Annotated in this window: 2 protein-coding genes and 1 pseudogene; 1 reads left to right on the top strand and 2 read right to left on the bottom strand. The window is 66.2% G+C overall.

Annotated features, from left to right (window positions below):
• Positions 1-421: 421 nt before the first annotated feature.
• A complete protein-coding gene (locus M1203_RS38420) occupies positions 422-700 on the bottom strand; it encodes a hypothetical protein (protein ID WP_249954509.1) in 279 nt (92 codons plus the stop codon).
• A gap of 73 nt (positions 701-773) precedes the next feature.
• A pseudogene (locus M1203_RS38425) lies at positions 774-1,342 on the bottom strand (transposase); the annotation flags it as partial.
• Positions 1,343-1,511: 169 nt separating this feature from the next.
• Between M1203_RS38425 and M1203_RS38430 the strand changes: the two are divergent.
• Positions 1,512-1,880: a hypothetical protein gene (locus M1203_RS38430; protein ID WP_249954510.1), complete on the top strand. Its 369-nt coding sequence runs from the start codon at positions 1,512-1,514 to the stop codon at positions 1,878-1,880.
• Positions 1,881-1,975 lie beyond the last annotated feature (95 nt).

The following is a 1,975-nucleotide window of genomic DNA, read 5'->3' on the forward strand; positions in this document are numbered from 1 at the left end:
TCCTCACAACGGATCACCGTCGAACACGCCCTCGCCGACCACAAACGCTGGAAACAACTGCAGCGCTGGACCCACCGCCGCGACCGTCTCCCCGACACCTACCAAGCGATCGCGGCCCTCGTCTCCGACCGCAACATCACCGACTGAGCAAGCACCTGAGCAGGGCAGACATGCCCCACCCGCTATCACACACCAACTCGTTATGGGTGGGTCACTCGGCTCGGAGTCTACCGTCTTACCGGAAACGTACGCAGGGCGACGGCACATGCCAGTCGGTGAACGATGTCGGAAAGCCGTGTGCGGGAGAACTGCATGCACGGTTTGAAGCGGCGGGGACTGGAAACGGAGCGGAAGCCACCGCGCCAGTCCCCGACCCTACTCAGCTTGCCGTTTAACCCCTGGTGCGGTGCGGTTGGCGGACTCAGCGGGTGGGCTTCACGACATGCCCCAGTGCGACAAGGCCGATTCCTATAGTGAGGAGCGAGGGCGAGTGAATGTTCCAGCTGACCAGCATCAGTAGGGCCCCTGCTCCCCAGAGTCTCGGCTGCCGCACTCGTTGCTGGAGCCAGTGGCCCGGCATGCGGCCGAGAAACAGAGCGTGTACTCCGAGGACGGCCCACATGATGGCCAGGATGAACAACGTCAAGGCCAGCACACCAATGATGAACAACCCATCCCCCTGATCCTGCTGCTGTCGCATCACGCGACGCTGCAATTCAATCTCAGACAAGGGGAGTTCTCAGCTTCGGGGGGAGAGCAGCGTTCCGCGCCGTGGTTTGGTCGAGCCATGCAGCCCGGCGGGTCAGCCGCGGGTGCAGCCTGTCCCATGCCTGCGCGGTCGCCTTTCCGTAGAGCCGGGTGTCTGTGGCCGTCACGGCCTGCTCGGCGCCCCAGGTGGTGGGGTCGCCGAAGATGAACTCGCCACCGTGCTTGGGCGGCCGGCCGCCCTTGGGGTTGGCCAGAGCGAACTCCTTGCGGGATGGTGCGGGACGTCGCATCACCCGATCCGAACGGAGGCGGCCCAGGATCTCGGCGGGCAGCTGGCCCAGCAGGTGGGCGATGCGCGGGGCGTCGTATCCGGCGTCCAGCACAATCAGGACCTTCGGGTCGACCGGCTGCCACTGGCCGACGCTGACGAGCCGCTCGACGACCTCGCGGATCTGCACGGCAGTCACCGCGGCGACGTCGGCGCCGGGCTCCAGTCGGACAGGGTCCAGCACCGCTGTCCACGACGTGCGCCCGGTCTCCAGCGCGGCCACCACGAGTAAGGCCAGCCGGGGAGCATCTGATGCTTGCCCTCACCACGGCCGAACGTGTGACAGAAAGCCCTGGCTGCGTAGGTGAGACCGGAGAGCGATTGTCGGTGCCTTCGAAGAGCGGGTGATGGCAGGGCGCTCTGAAGATGTCGCTGCGAATTGAGAGCACCGGAGTCGGCTCGGTGGTGTGCGGTCCGACCGGAGAGCGTGTGGAAGTCAGTGGAACGGTGCGTCGGAGTGGGGCATGATCCGCTCATGGAGCGTGTCATCGATCTTGATCAGGCAGCCGCGGTAATCGCTGAGCGGGCTGCGCGATGGCTGGCGGCCGGTCTCAAGGTCGGGCAGGTGACGTGGCGGGACGCAACTGCGCCGTGGCCTCAGCGGCTTGAGACTGACAGAACTCTTGTGCGTGATCCCGACTCCGTGGGCGTGCTCATCTCCGGCCCGGGGGACGCTGGGCTGTCCGTGGTGCTGTTCCGGGGCGGCTGGGCTGACGTGGACTATTTCGACGGCCTCGACGACGGCGGACCGATACCGGCGTTCGACATCACATCAGCAGCGGCCTTCGGCACCCAGCTCGACCACTGGGTGCCGCACGCCTTTGGGAACCTCGGCGGAAGCTAGTGCCGAATCAGGCAACGTTTGCCCTGTTGTGGTGTGACGCGCCGTCCGGGTCATGGCCCTGGGCGGCCTACGGCCGTCAGGCTGTGCGGGTGGCA

The organism is Streptomyces sp. 35G-GA-8, from assembly GCF_023534745.1.
GTDB lineage: Bacteria > Actinomycetota > Actinomycetes > Streptomycetales > Streptomycetaceae > Streptomyces.

Bases quoted from the DNA above. Each gene is read 5' to 3' on its own strand.
- M1203_RS38430 (WP_249954510.1), top strand. From the start codon at position 1,512: ATGGAGCGTGTCATCGATCTTGATCAGGCAGCCGCGGTAATCGCTGAG.
- M1203_RS38420 (WP_249954509.1), bottom strand. From the start codon at position 700: ATGCGACAGCAGCAGGATCAGGGGGATGGGTTGTTCATCATTGGTGTG.